General features: G+C 37.6%; 14 protein-coding genes. 9 read left to right on the top strand and 5 right to left on the bottom strand.

Going from position 1 to position 17,748, the window contains the following annotated elements; genetic code table 11:
* The first annotated feature begins 3 nt into the window (after positions 1-3).
* The 8 genes from BW142_RS00490 to fliD all read left to right on the top strand — a co-directional run bounded on the left by BW142_RS00490 (position 4) and on the right by fliD (position 11,159).
* The gene (locus BW142_RS00490; protein WP_076923541.1) at positions 4-1,098 is read left to right on the top strand and encodes a flagellar basal body P-ring protein FlgI; all 1,095 of its coding nucleotides are present in this window, start codon (positions 4-6) and stop codon (positions 1,096-1,098) included.
* A 172-nt stretch (positions 1,099-1,270) separates the two neighbouring features.
* Positions 1,271-2,287, top strand: a complete 1,017-nt coding sequence (gene flgJ, locus BW142_RS00485; RefSeq protein ID WP_076923540.1) for a flagellar assembly peptidoglycan hydrolase FlgJ — start codon at positions 1,271-1,273, stop codon at positions 2,285-2,287.
* A 1-nt stretch (position 2,288) separates the two neighbouring features.
* A complete protein-coding gene (gene flgK, locus BW142_RS00480) occupies positions 2,289-4,292 on the top strand; it encodes a flagellar hook-associated protein FlgK (RefSeq protein ID WP_076923539.1) in 2,004 nt (667 codons plus the stop codon).
* A 2-nt stretch (positions 4,293-4,294) separates the two neighbouring features.
* Entirely contained in the window at positions 4,295-5,548 is a 1,254-nt protein-coding gene (gene flgL, locus BW142_RS00475; protein WP_076923538.1) for a flagellar hook-associated protein FlgL, read from the top strand.
* A gap of 299 nt (positions 5,549-5,847) precedes the next feature.
* Positions 5,848-7,323, top strand: coding sequence for a flagellin (locus BW142_RS20900; RefSeq protein ID WP_076923537.1), 1,476 nt, complete (start codon positions 5,848-5,850; stop codon positions 7,321-7,323).
* Between the two features lie 283 nt (positions 7,324-7,606).
* On the top strand, positions 7,607-9,115 hold the full coding sequence (locus BW142_RS00465) for a flagellin (protein WP_216351709.1): 1,509 nt from the start codon (positions 7,607-7,609) through the stop codon (positions 9,113-9,115).
* A gap of 157 nt (positions 9,116-9,272) precedes the next feature.
* Positions 9,273-9,689, top strand: a complete 417-nt coding sequence (locus BW142_RS00460) for a flagellar protein FlaG (RefSeq protein ID WP_143475892.1) — start codon at positions 9,273-9,275, stop codon at positions 9,687-9,689.
* 60 nt (positions 9,690-9,749) lie between these two features.
* The gene (gene fliD / locus BW142_RS00455; RefSeq protein ID WP_076923535.1) at positions 9,750-11,159 is read left to right on the top strand and encodes a flagellar filament capping protein FliD; all 1,410 of its coding nucleotides are present in this window, start codon (positions 9,750-9,752) and stop codon (positions 11,157-11,159) included.
* Positions 11,160-11,272: 113 nt separating this feature from the next.
* Here fliD and BW142_RS00450 read toward each other — a convergent pair whose 3' ends face one another.
* Entirely contained in the window at positions 11,273-11,584 is a 312-nt protein-coding gene (locus BW142_RS00450; protein WP_076923534.1) for a hypothetical protein, read from the bottom strand.
* Positions 11,585-11,591: 7 nt separating this feature from the next.
* Positions 11,592-11,993, bottom strand: coding sequence for a flagellar export chaperone FliS (gene fliS, locus BW142_RS00445; protein WP_076923533.1), 402 nt, complete (start codon positions 11,991-11,993; stop codon positions 11,592-11,594).
* A gap of 275 nt (positions 11,994-12,268) precedes the next feature.
* Between fliS and BW142_RS00440 the strand changes: the two genes are divergently transcribed.
* On the top strand, positions 12,269-14,275 hold the full coding sequence (locus BW142_RS00440) for a 6-hydroxymethylpterin diphosphokinase MptE-like protein (protein ID WP_253188784.1): 2,007 nt from the start codon (positions 12,269-12,271) through the stop codon (positions 14,273-14,275).
* 275 nt (positions 14,276-14,550) lie between these two features.
* On the opposite strand, the gene BW142_RS00435 is transcribed toward BW142_RS00440, so the two are convergent.
* The 3 genes from BW142_RS00435 to BW142_RS00425 are packed head-to-tail and all read right to left on the bottom strand — an operon-like array spanning position 14,551 to position 17,746.
* Positions 14,551-15,249 carry a nucleotidyltransferase family protein gene (locus BW142_RS00435; protein ID WP_076923532.1) on the bottom strand — a complete coding sequence of 233 codons (699 nt, stop codon included), beginning with the start codon at positions 15,247-15,249 and terminating at the stop codon, positions 14,551-14,553.
* Positions 15,246-16,694 carry a PfkB family carbohydrate kinase gene (locus tag BW142_RS00430; RefSeq protein WP_076923531.1) on the bottom strand — a complete coding sequence of 483 codons (1,449 nt, stop codon included), beginning with the start codon at positions 16,692-16,694 and terminating at the stop codon, positions 15,246-15,248. Before BW142_RS00430 ends, BW142_RS00435 begins: the two co-directional genes overlap by 4 nt.
* Positions 16,691-17,746, bottom strand: coding sequence for a zinc-binding dehydrogenase (locus tag BW142_RS00425; protein WP_076923530.1), 1,056 nt, complete (start codon positions 17,744-17,746; stop codon positions 16,691-16,693). Before BW142_RS00425 ends, BW142_RS00430 begins: the two co-directional genes overlap by 4 nt.
* Positions 17,747-17,748 lie beyond the last annotated feature (2 nt).

The following is a 17,748-nucleotide window of genomic DNA, read 5'->3' as shown; positions in this document are numbered from 1 at the left end:
AACATGAATAGCTTTAAAGCTTTATGTTTAGTTGTGTTATTAGGTTGGCATTTTACTGCCAGTGCTGAGCGCATAAAAGATGTGTCTATGGTTGAAGGCGTACGCTCTAACCAGCTAGTTGGTTATGGCTTAGTGGTTGGTTTACCGGGCACTGGCGAGCAAAACTCATATACACAACAAAGTTTTAGAGGCATGTTGAACAGCTTTGGTATTACGCTACCTTCAACTCAAAGTCCTAAAATTAAAAATGTTGCCGCTGTGGCGGTGCATGCAGAACTACCTGCATTTAGAAAGCCTGGGCAAGCAATCGATATTACGGTTTCTTCTATTGGTAGTGCAGGCAGCTTACGTGGCGGTACTTTACTACAAACTTTTTTAAAAGGTGTAGACGGTAACGTGTACGCAATTGCACAAGGTAGTTTAATTGTCGGTGGCTTAGGCGCACAAGGCCTTGATGGTAGTAGAGTTGTAATTAACACCCCTACAGTTGGTCGTATACCAAATGGCGCTACAGTTGAGCGCGCCGTGGAAAGCCCATTTATGCAAGGCGATTACATTACTTTTAATTTAAACCGCCCAGACTTTACAACGGCAAAACGCCTAGAAAAAACAATTAATGACTTAGTTGGCCCAAATAGCGCACAGGCAATTGATTCTGTTTCTATTCGTGTTATAGCTCCACGCGATGCATCCCAACGTGTATCGTACTTATCGACACTCGAAAACTTAGAATTTAAGCCAGCTGATATGGCCGCTAAAATTATAGTTAACTCGCGCACTGGTACAATTGTCATTGGTAAAAACGTTAAGCTTCAGCCTGCCGCTATAACTCACGGTGGCTTAACAGTAACAATTGCAGAACAACAAAACGTGTCACAACCAAACCCGCTAGCAAACGGTGATACTGTTGTCACGCAGCAGAGCATTATTGATGTAAATCAAGATGACTCGCGCGCCTTTGTATTTAATCCAGGTGTAAGCCTTGACGATTTAGTTCGCGCAATTAACGAAGTAGGCGCAGCGCCTGGTGATCTAATGGCTATTTTAGAAGCACTAAAAGAAGCCGGCGCAATTAACGGACAGTTAGTTGTTATATAAATAACTCAAGCCAATAAATAACGTATTACTTAAGCCCTATATTTTTGAAACAAGATATAGGGCTTTTTATTTACAGCAACTTAAGTTTATTATTTTTATCTCCCTCGTTTTATCGGTAGTGGCTCAATTTTTGCATTTTTAACTGCATTATTCATTTTGTGTCAAAAAGCCGATGGAAACTAATCACCTCGATAAACAAAACTTTTTTGATTTAGGCAACTTAGATTCACTTCGTAAAGAAGCCTTAACCAGTGGCGATGCATCAACTGATGCTTCCAAAGCTGCGCTCAAAAAAGCGGCCGCACAATTTGAAGCTATTTTTACGCAAATGCTGCTCAAAGGAATGCGCAAAGCTAACGAAGCATTTGAAGACAAAGACAGTCCATTTAATTCAAGTGGCGTAAAGTTTTTTGAAGAAATGCACGACCAGCAACTTTCAACAGAGCTTTCTTCAAATGGCTCGTTAGGCCTTGCCGATTTAATTGTTCAGCAGTTATCGCCTGAGTCTAAAAACTTTATGCCAGGCTCGGTGCTTAGAACAACCAACGATATTTTTAGCGATACACAAGTGGGATCTGCTCTTCCTCATGAGCAAAAAAATAAGCAATCCGATCTTATCGTTAATAACACTAAAGTCGATATTGCTGAGCCTAAAGTCGATACGGCAGAGTCTAAAACCGATAGCCCAACATTTAAAAATGCAGAAGAGTTTGTAAGTTCAGTGTGGGAACACGCTAAAACTGCAGCGCAAAAAATTGGTTTAAATCCTGCGGTAATGGTTGCACAAGCGGCACTTGAAACCGGTTGGGGTAAACACATTATTAATAAAAGTGACGGTGGCAGCTCAAACAACTTATTTAATATTAAGTCAGATAAAAGCTGGGAAGGCGATAAAGCAAGCAAAGTAACGCTTGAGTTTGAGCAAGGTACACCCGTTAAAAAACAAGCCAGCTTTAGATCCTACGATTCAATTAAAGATAGCGTGAACGACTTCGTTGATTTTTTAACGCAAAACCCACGCTACAAAGAAGCATTACAAAATACAGCAAAACCAAATGACTTTTTAGATTCATTACAAAAAGCAGGTTATGCAACCGATCCAAATTATGCCAGCAAAATAAAAAAAGTGCTCAATAGCAGTCAGCTAAAAGACATTGCGGCAAACGTGATCCGCCAAGGAGTAGAGTAACATGTCGTTTAATTTATTAAACATTGCCAGTTCTGGGGTTAGAGCAAGCTCGGAGCTACTGCAAACGACAAGTAAAAATATCGCCAATGTCAATACCGAAGGCTATGTGCGCGAGCGTACAGAGTTTACTACTATGGTTGATAACCAAGTAGGGCGAGGCGAAACATACCGATTATTAAACGAGTTTGCTCAGTCACAGCTAAATCGTGACACCTCTAATAAATCGTTTTTCGATCAGTTTATTACTGAGGCTAATCGAGTTGATACTATTTTTTCTGAAGAGTCGAATAATCTATCAACGGGTATTAACTCTTTATTTAATAATGTACAAGAAGCACTAAATCAGCCGTCATCTACCGTTGCCCGCTCATTAGTAATGACCGACGCGCAAAGCTTAATTGATCAAATGGATAGGCTTTCTGGCATCGTGCTTGATCAAAAAAGTATAGTGAACGAGCAGCTCGAAATATTTTCAGATGAAGCAAACTCACTCATTCAAAGTATTAGTACGCTAAATCAAAATATTGCAGCCGTTAATGGCACTAATAATGCCGCAGATGCGAGCTCTACCTATAACGAACGCGATAAAGCAATACGCGACTTATCAGAGCTAATAGACATAGAAACGCTTGATGGTCCAAATGGCGAAAAACTCGTTTTTATGGGCACAGGCGAAGCGGTTGTTATGCAAAATGGCGCATTTAACTTATTTTCGATGACAGGAGATCCTGATCCTAACTTTAAAGAATTCACGCTTGACGTTAATGGTGGCAAAGCTGTGCCGCTTGAAGTTGATGTAAGTAAGCTTAAAGGAAAAATTGGCGGCTTACTTGCTTTTAGAGATGACATATTAGTCCCTGCGCAAAACCAAATTGGTCAAATGGGCTTAGCGATAGCCGACGCATTTAACGAACAAAACAAATTGGGTATGGATGCAACAGGTCAGCTAGGTGGTAATATTTTTAATATTCCTACCGTTGGCGCTTATGCGTATCAAACTAACACGGGTACTGCCGGTATGACTGCTACGGTAGAGCCAGGTAAAGGCAGTGAACTTCCTGCTAGTGACTTTATTATTACCTATACAGGCAATGCCAACGAAGTAAGTATTCAGCCTATAGATAACAAAGGCGATCCGCTGGGGCAGCCTTCACTTGCTGATATATCAACAGGTGTTATTGATTCATCGACTATTACCTCAGGCGAATCATTTGGTCTTCAAGTAAATGTATCTGGGGCAGGTGTTGAGGGCGATCAGTTTCAAATAAAGCTTAATTCAGATGCCGCTTCAAGTATTACACTTGCAACAGGGCGCGCAGAAGATTTAGCACTAGCATCGCCAATCCGTACTGCTAACGATTTAAATAATATAGGCACCGCTACTATTTCAGCGGGAGAAGTAACAAGTGTTACCTCCGGTGGATTTACTTCAACACCAAGCTTAACGAATGGCGAAATAACGCTTGTTAAAACAGGTAATGCTAACGAATATCAAATTACGGATAATAGCGGAACGAATACTTTTACTATTACGCCTCCTGCAAAAGGAATGTTATCGCAAGCGGGTGCTCCATTTGATACCTACGGATACGATTTTGATATAGAAGGTACACCAGCAACAGGCGATACCTTTACACTTGAGTTTAACGAAGGCGGCTTTGATGATAACCGTAATGGTTTAAAATTAGCTGATTTACAAAATGGCGAGTTAGTACGCTTAAACGTAGAAACAACAGCAACGGCCGACAACCATAAAACGTTCAACCAAGCTTATTCAGGATTAGTGAGTGATATAGGTGTTATAACTGGCCAAGCAATTACAAGTGGGGCTGCATTTGACGCTCTAGCACAGCAATCTGAGGCATGGTACGAGTCGTTATCTGGAGTAAACCTAGATGAAGAGGCCGCAAATTTACTGCGTTTTCAACAATCATATTCAGCATCAGCTCAAGTTTTAGCAGCAGCTCAAGAAATTTTTGACACCTTATTAAATGCGGCGAGGTAATTATGCGTTTATCAAATAATTTAATGTACCAAAACAACATAAATAAAATACTCGACAACCAACAAGGTGTTGCAAATGCTCAAGAGCGAGTAACAACAGGTGAAAAGTATTTAACCACCTCAGAAGCGCCAGCTGCTATTTCGCAAGCTATGCTGTATTCAAATAAAATACAAACTAATGAGCAGTACACTAAAAATATCGATCAGCTAAATGGCCGCCTAGAAACAGAAGAAAGCGTATTACAAAGCATAAATAGTAATATTCAACAAGCGCAAGAACTCACTATTCAAGCAGGTAATGGTGTTTATACTAAAGACGATTTAAAGACGTTTGCATCTGAGCTTAGCGGCATTCAACAAACGCTAGCTAACTTAATGAACACCCGATCAGAAGACGGGAAATTTATATTTTCAGGGTACCAAGACAGCACGCAGCCATATCAGTTTGATTCTGCAGCGGGTGAGTACACTTATAATGGCGACCAAGGCCAGCACCAAATAACTATAGCTGAAGGTGTATCAATTAAGGCAAGTGATAACGGCTTTGATACGTTTGAAAAAACTAACGCGCGATTAAATGTAGAATCTAACACGGCAAGTGTTTCAGGCTCTATTACAGCGGCAAGTGTATATGTTGACGGCCAAGCTGAGTTTGACAAGTTTCATCAAGCAAATTACAACGCAGACCCAACAGCTCTAGCAACTGCAAATACATATAGTGTATTAGTAAGCGCAGGCGCTACAGCAACAGATCCACAAACATACGAAATATACCGAGACGGCGCAGCATTAACCCCCGCAGTAACAGGTGAAGTTACTGATGAGTCTATCGATTTTGCAGGTATGAAAATTGAATTTGAAGGCACAGCACCAGGTCAACTCGATTTTAGCCTTGAAAAACCAGGCAAAGAAAACGTACTTAATACGTTGCAATCGCTTATTACAGGTTTAAATGACGGCACACTTGAGGGTGATGACTTTCAGCAAGTACTTGCTGATGGCTTAGTGCAATTACAAAACGCCAGTGAGCAAGTTGTGTTTACCCAAGCAAGTTTAGGTGGGCGTATGAACGCACTTGAAAGAGTAAGCGATTCAAACTTAGCACTCGATATTCAAAATAAAAGTAATCGCTCTAACTTAGTTGAAGTTGATATGGCAGAAGCTATTAGCGAACTAACTAAACAAGAAACGGCACTGCAAGCATCGCAAGCCACTTTTGGCCGTTTAACTAACCTTTCGTTATTCGATTACTTATAAGCAAGTTATAAGCAGATTATAAGTAGAAATACTTTGCCGCTTTACCCACTTTAAAGCGGCAATACTTTGCGGCAAAAGTTGGCTACAAAATCGCGGCAAAAAATTGTCACTCCTTTCTAAACAACTTCACTCTTTATTTACAATTTAAAAAAAACATTGATTTACAAGTAAAAACAACCACTTAAAAATAAATTAAAGTTGGCACAGTAAATGCTTTTCTTATTGTAAGAAATTATCGAACAGTGGTTCCTGTTAAATCGTGTTGAACCACACTCTGTTTAAACCTAGGAGATGGTAAAATGGCTTTATCAGTAAATACTAATGTGTCGTCGCTTAACGCACAACGTAACTTAACTAAATCTGGCGAAGGCTTAGCGACTTCAATGGAGCGTTTATCATCAGGTATGCGTATTAATAGTGCAAAAGATGATGCCGCTGGTCTACAAATTTCAAACAGGTTAACCTCGCAAATTAATGGTTTAGCTGTAGCGCAACGAAATGCTAATGATGGTATTTCAATGGCACAAACTGCTGAAGGGGCTATGGATGAATCAACAAGCATACTTCAACGTATGCGAGAGCTGGCACTGCAGTCAGCAAACGGTTCAAACTCAACTGAAGATCGTGAAGCTTTACAAAAAGAAGTATCAGCACTGCAAGTGGAGTTAACTCGTATTGCTGAAACTACATCGTTCGGTGGCCAGCAATTATTAAATGGTGACTATGGTAGTAAGGCATTTCAGGTTGGCGCTAATGCTAATGAAACAATTAATGTTTCACTCTCCAGCGTCGCGGCTGATAAAATTGGAACTAATCAAGTGAACCTACAAGGCGACACTGTAGGGCTTGGTGAAGCTATTGCAGGTACAAGTAGTGGAGTTGGTAATGGGACATATACAATATCTGGCCGTGAAGATGCAACTGTAAGTATTGCAGCTAAAGCCACTGCAGAAGAAATTTCAGACTCAATAAATAGCTACAGCAATGCAACAGGTGTAACTGCTCAGGCACGTGCTGAAGCTGAAGTCAGCATTACTACTGGTGCGGATGATGGCGAATCTATTAGCTTTGACTTAAATAATGAAAAAGTTTCTTTTGTAGGAACCGGTACAATTGCCGGTGACAAACAAGCAATGGCAGAAGCTATTAATTCTAAAACGGATGAACATGGTGTAACTGCAACATTAGAAAATGGTGAACTTAGTATATCTAATAATACAGGTGCGAACTTAGGGTTGACTAATTTTGCAGAAAGTAATGCCACTACTTTGACGGTCATGTCATTAACAGGCGTATCTTACGATGGTAATACTAATGATACACCAATTGCATTTTCTGCAGCTTCAACTGATTTGCTTGTATCAGGCACTGTACAGTTAAATTCTGCTGAAGTATTTAGCGCACAAGGTTCTGTGAATACATTAGCTACGGCGATTACAGCAGAAGTTAGTACTCTTGTGAATGTAGAAGATATTAATGTCACAAGCCAAAAAGGTTCTCAAGATGCATTATCAGTAATTGATAATGCAATTGCGAATATAGATTCGCAACGTGCGAGTTTAGGTGCCGTGCAAAATAGATTCGAGCACACAATTAATAACTTGGCGAATATATCGGAAAATGTCTCGTCATCACGTAGTCGTATCCAAGATACCGATTTTGCAACAGAAACTGCAGAAATGACGAAAAACCAAATTTTGCAACAAGCGGGTACTTCAATACTATCGCAAGCGAATCAAGTACCTCAAGCCGCAATTAGTCTATTAGGCGGTTAATTATTGATTCCAGATATAATTGAATATAAAAACGCACTTTTTTTGAAGTGCGTTTTTGTTATTTGATATTAGCAAATTAATACCTATTAGTTCGTGGTTATTTTTATTATAAAACAAAGTGTTAACTTTTTTATTTTAAATAATTCAATTTATTTCTAAAATATTTCTAAAGATAATAAACCTCCTGCCGTTAACTTAATCAGTAAGGAGCTGAGCATACATTTGTGACAGCTCTTGGTTAAACTTAAACAGCAATATTACGAAAGTAATCAGGAGTTTTATTATGATTTCAGTAAATACAAATGTATCTTCACTAAACGCTCAGCGTAACTTATCTCAATCAGGTTCTGACCTAGCTACTTCTATGGAGCGTCTATCATCAGGTATGCGTATCAACAGTGCAAAAGATGATGCTGCAGGCCTGCAAATTTCGAATCGTTTAACGTCTCAAATCGACGGTCTATCAGTAGCACAAAGTAATGCTAATAATGGTATTTCAATGGCGCAAACTGCTGAAGGCGCGATGGATGAGTCAACCAGTATTTTACAACGTATGCGTGAACTTGCACTGCAATCAGCTAATGGCTCTAACTCAACAGAAGACCGAGAAGCGCTACAAAAAGAAGTATCAGCTTTACAAGTTGAAATGACACGTATTGCCGAAACGACATCATTCGGTGGTCAGCAATTGTTAAGCGGTGACTTCGGTTCGAAATCATTCCAAGTGGGTTCTAACGCTAACGAAACAATTAATGTGTCACTTTCAAGTGTTGCTGCAGATAAAGTGGGTTCAAACCAAATTAACCTTAGAGGCGCTACTGCCGGCTTAGGGCAAGCAGCTAGCGGCGCAACAAGTGCAAATGCTGTAGCTACTGGTGATTATGTTATTTCTGGTCGAGAAGAGGCTACAGTATCGATTGCGGCTGGGGCAACTGCTGAAGAAATATCCGATTCTATTAATAGTTACAGTAGCTCTACGGGTGTAACAGCACAGGCTCGTTCAGCTGCTGAAATATCAATGGGTGTTGCAGCAAAGGAAGGTGAATCAATTAGTTTTGACCTAAACGGTAGCGGTATCGAAGATGCTGATGATATACCAACTATTTCTTTTGTTGGCACGGGAACTGCTGAAGGCGACCAAAAAGCGATGGCTGAGGCTATCAATGCAAAAACGGATGACCATGGTGTAACTGCTACTGTTGAAAATGGCAAACTGACTGTATCTAATAATACAGGCGAAGATATAGATATAACTAATTTTGCTGAAAGTGACGCAAGCACTGCGGCTACAATGACAGTAAGAAGTATGTCTTACGATGCAGCCTCTGCAGTGTCAACAGAGACGGGAGTAACACTATCAGCAGCGTCAGATTCCGTTATTGTTGGTGGAACAGTTCAATTAAATTCTGCAGAAGTATTTACAGGAACAGGTGAAGCTACCTTTGCAGCTGATACAAATGCTACAGTCAGTACTCTTGAGAATGTTGAAGACGTTGATATAACAACTCAGCAAGGTTCGCAAAATGCACTTGCAGTAATTGACAATGCTATTGCAAGTATCGATTCACAGCGAGCCAGTTTAGGTGCGGTTCAAAATCGTTTTGACCATACAATTAGTAATTTATCAAATATATCAGAAAATGTATCAGCATCACGTAGCCGTATTCAAGACACTGATTTTGCTACAGAAACAGCACAAATGACGAAAAACCAAATTCTGCAACAAGCAGGGACTTCAATCTTGTCGCAAGCGAATCAGTTACCACAAACAGCACTTAGCTTATTAGGCTAATAAAAGTTAAAGTAATAGCTTAATGGTTAGCTAGCTAGTACATAAAGTCAGTATTAGTTTTATAAAAAAAGGAGGTGGCTTTAGCTACCTCCTTTTGTGGTTTAAGAATATAAACTAAGCTATTGTTGGTTTAATTAAGTACAAATAGGAATCTGTTATGAATACAATTACTTCAAACGCAGAAATTACAACATTACCGACTCCTACTGCTGGTGATGACAGGCAAGTAGGGCAAGCTGCTCACTCTTTAACTGAGCGAGCAGTTGATGATGTAAAGCAGGTGGATGCACAAAATCAACAGCAAACTCAATACAAAAATAACAATCAAGATGAAAAAGTTCAGCCGCTAGAGCGCGAACAGATGGAAGAAATGGCGCAACAATTGCAGGACTTTATGGGTGAAATGAACCGCAGTTTACAATTTAAAGTTGATGAAGACTCAGGCCGTGACGTAATCAAAGTGCTAGATAAAAACAGCGGCGAAGTCATTAAGCAATACCCTTCGGAGGAAGTGTTAAGCTTGGTTTCTAAATTGTCTGAATCTGCTGGAATTTTGATTGATCAAACGGTTTAGTGAGCGGTTCTAATTACTAATATTAAGTTAGTTTATTTTTGAGTATTTAAGAGGTGAAGTATGTCTATTACATTTAATGGCTTAGGCTCAGGTCTGGCAGTAGCAGATATTGTTGATGCCTTAGTTTCCGCTGAAAAAACACCCGCTGAATCACGTTTAACAAAGACCGAAAGCTCGCTAACTACTGATATTTCGGCAATAGGAGCGTTAAAACTAGCGCTCGAAAAAGTACAGGATTCAATGGCTTCTTTAGGGGATAGTGATAAATATCAACAGCGTACAGCATCAGGAAGTGACGATTATGTGCAAATAACAGCTGATGATGACGCTCAACCAGGCGGATACACTGTTAATGTTAATAATTTAGCCTCTGAACATAAAATCCTCTCAGAAGCCTTTGAAGAAGGTGCAGCAGTAGGGGAAGGAACATTAACATTAACATCGGGTGATGATACTTTTAATATCGATGTTTCTGATGAAGCAACCCTTGAAGAAATTCGTGATGCAATAAACGATAGCAGTAGTAATAGCAGTATTAACGCAACAATAATTACTGACGATGAAGGGCAGCACTTAGTTTTGGCCGCTAAAAATAGTGGTGTAGAAAATAGAATCACAATCGCAGTGAGTGACACTGATGGGGATAATACCGATGTAATTGGTTTGTCTGCGCTAGCTTACGATTATGAAGGAGTACAGAATACTAAGGAAATTATAGAGGCTAAAGATGCGTCCATTACCATCGATGGAACACTTACGGTAAGTAGCCCGACGAACAAGTTTGAAGGAGTCATTGACGGTATAACGTTAACTGCAAAAAAAGTACACAATGAAGATGATGATTTAAGCGATGTATCGGTTACTGAAAATAATAACAACATTCAAAGTGGACTTAATAGCTTTATATCAAGCTATAACGAACTATTAGAGTTGAGTAAAGATTTAGGCACTTCTTCGGATGGAAGTGCGGGTGTCATGTCTGGCGATTCGTTATTACGGGGTGTGATGTCTAAATTACGAAGTACTATCACAGGCTCAGTAGAGCTTTCAGGCGGGAATTCACTTAGTTTAGCCCAATTGGGTGTGTCTACAGATAGGTACGGTGTTTTAAGTTTAGATACTGATACGCTCAATGAGAAAATTGATGATAATATTGATTCAGTAGAAGAGTTTTTTGTTGGAAATAAAGACGAAGATGGTGATGGGTTTGCGTCTACATTTGATGATTTTTTAAGTTATTACACAGACTCCGATGGTATTATTGAAAATAGGATTAATACCAGAAAGGATCAATTAGAAGATGTCGACGATCAAAGAGAAAGCTTGGCCGCAAAAATGGAATCTTTATCGGCGCGCTTATATTCTCAATATAACGCAATGGATTTACTTGTTGCTAGTCTAAATAACACAAGTACTTATGTACAAGCACAGCTTGAGAATATGCCTGGTGTAGTTAGGCAATCAAATTAAGAGCTTTGTAATAAGTGTAAAAAAACCGCTAAACGTAAGCTTGGCGGTTTTTTATTTTCTGGATTATTAGTCATATATTTGTTTAGAAAGAAGGCTCTTATTTAGCCGATAGACTAAGTGGCTTTATAAGCTTTAATCGCCCTTCCTGATTTTTTATGATTAATAATCGCTTTAGATGATTCGTTTTTTACGTTATTTGCTATAACTAAAATCGTGTTTATTTGTAGTTGAATTACCTGTAATTGTTCTGTACTAGGAGCTTCACTGCTTTCACACCATTTTCTTATCTCAATATTTAAAGTATTTAAACTAGACTGAGCTTCAATAGCATTATTGTCGTCAACAGATAACTCGATTTTATCAAGGAGAGTGCGTATGCGTTCTGAAAAACTGGTTAATTGTTGTGACGATGCATGTAAGTCCATAAATAAATTAAGCCTCGGGGTTACGAACGCTTATAGGAATGCTACCCCAGCCTTCTTTAATTTCTTTTATAATATTTGAAACTTCAATAATCCTTTTAACATCATTATTTAAGTTTGCTTGAGTTAAGGTGCGTTGACAATAGTCGTAAAGCGCATATAGATTATCTGAAATACCTCCACCTTCTTTCACGTCAAAGTTTAGCGCGTCTTGTAGGGCGCCTAGTAATAAAATACATGCAGAAATATTCTCTCCTTTTTTCGCTATCTCTTTTCGCTCAATAAATCCTTTTGTTGCTGCTAAACGACCAATAATATTACTGAAAATAAGATTTATTTGTTCATAGGGTGTCATTTCTGCAATGCTACTTGCACGTACTTGACTATATTTTTTTAATGAAGAATGAGCCATAGATGAGTCCTAAATTTGTAATGAAAGATATTTGATTTTAGCAATAATAGTGCCAAATATTTAGACAATATACTATTATCGGCTTTTAAGAAAAATACTTAAGTAGATAATAGATGATATTTCATATTTATCTATATAGATATTGGCATGTAACTTGTATCTAATTATTGTGATGTTAAATTTTTTGAATGTCATTTGCTCAAGCCTTTAAAATTATTTGCATTTGACTAAACATATAAAATGAGTTGTGGCTAGCTAAACTCTGGGAGTGTATTTTGAACACTGTAGACAATGAATTAAAAAAAATGATGTTACACGCAACATTATTAGCAAATTTGACCTTATTAAAAGAAAAAATGCCTCGAGTATATGATGCATTCAAAGGTTATAAGCCAACTGGGACTGGTGTAGCAATTGATGATGATGGTAATGAAAATTTGTTTAATAATGGTAAATTTGCCTACGCTGAGAATCCTCGTGAGTTTGCTAAAAAACAGGTGGATAAATTTTTAAAGAATCCTATCTATTCCCATTATAATATGAAACATGCTGTTGATGTAGGTATTGTTTTTAAGCACTCTGCATTGCTTAAGTCTATTCATAATGTGAGAAATAAAGAAACAAATAACAAGGTGAGTAGACCAACAAATGAAAATAGGCTTGAATTTGTGTGTTTTCTTGGTGGTGGTTTAGGATATCAAGTTGAAGAACTGCTTAATAAAAAAGTAGTTCGTAATGTTTTTCTATTTGAGCCTAATTTTAATAGCTTTTACGCTTTATTACATTGTATTGAATTGAGGCCGTTATTTAATAAGTGCTTGAGCCAAGGGGGAGTATTTACAATAAGAGTAGGCGGGGATGAGCATACAATTAGTAATGAAATATCAAAGCTATTAATGGAGCAAGGTCATTTTAATATGAGTTTAATTCATTTTTTTCAACACTATGACAGTCCTTTATTGACAAAATCTATGGATAAAATGAAAGAAGTGGCTCATAGATGGCATGGAGGGTGGGGTTTTTTTGAAGATGAAATAATTGGTATTTCTCATACCTTAACAAATCTAAAAAATAGATTACCGGTGATCAAGAGCGCAAATTCATATAAAAATAAGTTAAAGAACTTCCCTCTGTTTATAGTTGCAAATGGTCCATCGCTTGATTCAGCCATAGCATTCTTAAAAGAGAACCAAGATAATATAATTATCGTCTCTTGTGGTACAGCTATGCGGGCTTTATTGGTGAATAATATCAAGCCTGATATTCATATTGAAATGGAAAGACCGGCAAGTTTATATGCTCATATCGAAGCGGTTAATAACCTAGAAAGTAACCCTATAAAGCTAAATGATATAAATATAGTTGCTTTAAACACAGTTTATGATGGAGTTTTTAAATTTTTTAAACAGGCGTATTTATTAACAAAAATTAATGACGCGGGTGGTTCGTTAATTCGCCATTTAGATAAAAAACAAATGTACTCATACCCACTTGGAACAAACCCTACAGTGACCAATGCTGCACTAGCGACAGCAGTAGAGCTTGGATTTACAAAATTGTACCTTATTGGTACAGATTTTGGCTATTTGTCTAATGAACATCATCATTCTAAGCATAGTTTTTATTATAATAAAAGCTATAAATGGCAAGAGGGGATGAAAAAAAATATGGAAACCAAGATGACTGTAAAAGGGAATTTTACCGAGCGCGTATTTACAAATAATTTATTTGACTCTGCCAAGTCAAATGTGGAACTATTACTTACCCATTATCCGCATGTAAAGGCTTACAATACGTCTAATGGCGCTCATATAAGTGGTACGCAACCGAAAAACATAAACGACATTTCCTTTAATTCTACATTGACAAATAAATCGAAGAAAGTTACTTCGTTATTACAAGATGCATCATCTTTAGAGCTGCTTTCAGAAGTAAATGTAGAACACTATATCACACAAAGCCAACACGCGTTAAAACAACTGTTAGAGCAACTTATAGCCATAACAACACCATATTTTACAACTCGTGCACAATTAATCGAAGCCTTCGCTTTACAGCATAAATTAATTTTAAAAATTCATAAAGAAAATGAAATGGTTTATATACTGATACAAGGCACATTTAAGTATTTTCAAACTTATATTTTATCTAATACATACTATTACGATGATTTAGCTAAACGAGCTGAATTTATGAATGCCTGTATTGATGTTTTTCATGATCATTTAGCCGATATTTATCAAGAGTTTGTAGTAGCTTATGACCAACCAGCGAAAGTATAATAATTTTATTGAACTTAGTATTAGATAGATGTATCTATGTTATTTAATATTAATTAAGTAATTCAATAGTTAAATGAGTAAAGACAATTATCAAAAAGTATATCAACAAGATTTACAACTAAATGTATAGTTTTACAACTTTATTATTTCAGACTTTTTTCAATTCAAAGCAAAGTTTAACAATAAGTAGATTAAAGTATTAACCTAGGTTGCGAGTGGAGGGGGATTCGAAGGGTAATCCCCCAAAAATAATAGGAGCCAAACGTATAATCTTTTTATATCAGCTTTTGGGCACGCTCATAGTTTTCGGACGTGCCGATATCCATATACTCATCATCTACGATCCATCCTTGCATTTTTCCAATCATATTAGGCACTATATCTTTACTTAAATCGTAAAAGGTATGTTCTTTTAATTCTTTAAAATATCGCTCATAAACAGAATCAGAAAAAACAAACATCGCTCCACTTGCTAAGTTTCCTGGTGGATTACTCACTTTTTCGTGGAATTCATGAATAACATTATCAGCATCCATAACGACAATGCCGCATTGAGCTGGTTGATTCGACGTAAATAGTAATAGCGACATATCTACATGAGCAGGTTTAACATTGTGTGAATTAATAAGGCCGCTTAAATCACTGAGGCAAAAATTATCAGCATGAATGACGATGACTTCTTCATTTTTCCAAAATTGAGCATTGTTTATTAATGTTCCGCCAGTGCCCAGTAATTCGGTTTCTTTAACGATGGTTATCTTATCTCTATAGGGTGATTGGCTTATGTAATTTTCTACTTGCTCAGCGAGATAGTGAACGTTAATAAGTATTTCATTTATACCCAAATTAGCTAACTTTTCTAACCAGTAAGATAAAAGTGGGCGGCCAGATATAGGTACTAAACATTTTGGAATTGTATTAGTCAAAGGTTTTAACCGAGTGCCTAATCCTGCTGCTAGCAATATCGCTTTCATATATTTTTAAATGACTCCAGTACGCGTTGCTGTAGCGTGTTAAAAGACAGAGGTTGATTTCCTAGTGTATCTACTTGGCAAGCAGCTGCAATACTTGCAATATAAAATGCCTGCCATGGCGTAGCACCTGAACATAAAGCAAGGCTGCTAGCCGCTAAAAAACAATCACCAGCTCCCGCAGGATCAACCGCATTACGGTTAATCGCAGGAAGTATATCATTTTCCCATTGACCATTTTGATCTGGTAGATGGATAAAAATACCTTCTCCCGCAAGGGTAATAACCAACGACATCGGATTCGCTTTTTCGCAGAGTTTTTGTGCTAGAACGGGCAAGCCATCATCGATATTATTTAAAGCAACGCGGACTTCTTTTTCTGTTGGTGTAACTAACATCATGTCTTTATAACGCGCGATATCCCCAACTTGAGATGATGTTTGACTGTCAGCGACAATACGTACATTATTTTTTTTACATAATAGAATAATTTTATCGACAAGCGTTTGAGGCAGTAATCCATAATTAAAATCAGAAAATACCAACAAATCAAAACCCTGAATGTTACTTTGAAGTTGGTGATATAAGTCAGTTTGAATTTCTTTAGAAATTTTATGTTGCCGAACTTGGTTTACCCGTAAGAGCGTTTTATTACCCGCTCTGTACCGCGATTTTAATGGTGTAGGACGACTGCTATCATCTAAAAGTACAGTTTCAATATTGTACTTTTTAATATGACTTTTTACGTACTCAGCCTTATCATCCTTACCAAGTACAGAAAAAAGCTTTACATTTTTTGCTCCAAGCCCTTTTATATGGCCCGCTGTAATTGCAGCTCCGCCTAGAAAAGTATCTGTTCTGTCTGGTATCATTACAATAGTTGGATCTTCTTGAGATAAACCTACAGCAGTACCTTGAATATATTCATCGACGATTATCTCGCCAATTACAGCCACTTTTTTTTCGTTAAATTGAGAAAATACAGAGTTTAGGGATTGGTAATCAAACTTATGCCTTGCTGCATAACTAAAACACTTTTTGTAATCAAAATTATGACCATGGCTTATTGTTTTTGTAATGTACCGTTCGGAGTTAGATTCGAACTCACCAGAACCAAAAATAAGTTTGCCTCCGTAAATTTCAACAAGAGCATGCTCAGGGTTGTGCCTACTTTCAAACTCTTTACCTTTTACGACAATGTGAGGCTTAAGGCTCGTTACGGTTTCTACTGGAGTTAAATCGGATAAAAATGCTTCATTCACACATTCGAGGGATTGAACCATCTCTAAGCGATGCTGTTCGTTTACCCTGCTTTTTAATCCCATAGATTTGTCGCTGTTAACAGCAACAATTAGTTCATCACCACATTCTTTTGCGAAACGAAGTAAGCGAATATGGCCAGGGTGTAAAATGTCAAAGTTACCTTGGACAAGGACTTGCTTATTCATACTTCAATATTCTCAAAAGTAATGATGGCTCTGGTAATTTCTCTTCGTTCGAGCGCCGATATTGCTTCATTGATTTGATTCAAAGAATAGCGATGGCTTATCAAAGAATTAATAGATATTTCAAGTTTTTGAATAATATCTGCAATCGATTTTAAATCTTTGTCTGGATTACAATTACCTCCCCAAGTTCCAAAAATTTGCTTTCCACAAATTAGTTGATGAGGATCTAACTTTATAAAATCGCCAGTTTTTGGATGTGAGGCAAAATAGCATTTACCGCTGTTATGTATATTATTAAAAGCGAATTCAATGGTTTCACATAGTCCAGCACTCTCAATAGCATAATCAAAGCCGTTAGGGTGTTGCTCTTTGAGTAAAGCTAGGCTTACTTCTTCATATAAATAAGCTTCATCGGCGCCTAGTTGTAGTGCTAAGTCACATTTAGATTGTTCAATATCTACAACTATGATTTTTTTTGGTCTGAAATGTTTAAGCATTAATAGTGCACTTATGCCTATACCACCTAGTCCGATTAATATCACATTACTATTAGAGTGTGGTTGTATCTGGTTTAGAACCATACCGGCTCCTGTGGGGAGGGCGCAACCGAGTAAAACAGCTAACTCATTTGAAATACCTTCAGGGCAAATGGTTACTCTATTCTCAGATATAACAGAGTACTCTGAAAAAGTCGTAACTGGACCTGCATTGATAATTTGACCCTCTTTGCTAATTAGATGTGTCCCACCGGAATCGATTCCACTGCCTTTTAGCCAACCAAGAACGACACGATTTCCTTGTTTAACCTTGGTAACACTATTGCCAACTGCTATTACTTCACCTACACCTTCATGACCCATTAAGTGGGGCAAATACTTGTCTTCTCCTCTAAGGCCTTTACTCTCCATCAGCTGGCTTCTACACAAGCCAGCCATATGCATTTTCACCAGAACTTGATTATCTTTCAAATACGGTATTTTTAAATCGAGTAGTTGAAGGGGCTGCTCTATATCTATTAATACACCTGCTTTAAAATAAGTTGGAATATTCATAT

Origin of the sequence: Pseudoalteromonas sp. EB27 (assembly GCF_001974875.1) — a bacterium.
Classification (GTDB): Bacteria; Pseudomonadota; Gammaproteobacteria; order Enterobacterales; family Alteromonadaceae; genus Pseudoalteromonas.
Note: the sequence above shows the minus strand (reverse complement) of the source record. Positions and strands in the feature narration are given on the sequence as shown.